The sequence below is a fragment of the Aureimonas sp. D3 genome (assembly GCF_001463805.1).
In the GTDB taxonomy this organism is placed as follows: domain Bacteria; phylum Pseudomonadota; class Alphaproteobacteria; order Rhizobiales; family Rhizobiaceae; genus Aureimonas; species Aureimonas ureilytica_A.
In genome coordinates, this window is record NZ_BBWM01000080.1 from 1 (window position 1) to 757 (window position 757).

Consider the following 757-nt stretch of genomic DNA (forward strand, 5'->3'; position numbering starts at 1 on the left):
CACTCCCGTCGGCCATTCAGGCCATGGGAGAACGACAATGGGACATTCGACATTTGATCCGGCAACCAACGGAAGGAAAGCATGGAACGCAGGCCGAGTGGTCGGCGCCAAGCGAGCATTGAAGCCGCCACAGGTTTGGGCGATCCGCTTCTGGCTCGATCATGAGGGACGGCTGCGCGACAGGGCCCTGTTTGATCTTGCCATCGACAGCAAGCTGCGTGGCTGTGACGTCGTGAAGGTGAAGATCGGCGACCTCGTGTCGGGCGGACGTATTCGTGCCCGCGCGATCGTGGTGCAGCGTAATACGAAGCGGCCAGTGCAGTTCGAACTTATGGAAGCAGCACGCACGAGCCTGCTGGCATGGCTGGAGCGACGCGGCGGAACGGTCGATGATTACGCCTTCCCAAGCCGCATCGATCACTCCTCTCACCTCAGCACGCGACAGTATGCTCGCCTCGTCGATGAGTGGGTGACGGCGATCGGTCTGCGGAAGGAGGACTACGGCACGCATTCACTGCGGCGGACGAAAGCTTCGATCATCTACCGCGCGACCGGAAACCTTCGCGCTGTTCAGATCCTGCTTGGCCATACCAAGATCGAAAGCACGGTGCGTTACCTCGGTGTCGATGTCGAGGATGCACTAACTCTTGCCGAGGGAACCGAGGTTTAAGACCCCCTTCGATCGCTGCATCTCAACGCGGGACGGCCGCTTACGAGCCTCGTTTGCGACCGTTCCCATAGCGACGTCGGGTGGAAA

General features: G+C 60.4%; 1 protein-coding gene. It reads left to right on the forward strand.

Annotation, left to right across the window (positions count from 1 at the left end):
• Nucleotides 1-37 precede the first annotated feature (37 nt).
• Nucleotides 38-670 carry a tyrosine-type recombinase/integrase gene (locus AUL36_RS22285; protein ID WP_062224389.1) on the forward strand — a complete coding sequence of 211 codons (633 nt, stop codon included), beginning with the start codon at nucleotides 38-40 and terminating at the stop codon, nucleotides 668-670.
• Nucleotides 671-757 lie beyond the last annotated feature (87 nt).

What these genes read in the sequence shown, in the direction of transcription:
- AUL36_RS22285 (WP_062224389.1), top strand. Translation starts at nt 38, where the DNA reads ATGGGACATTCGACATTTGATCCGGCAACCAACGGAAGGAAAGCATGG.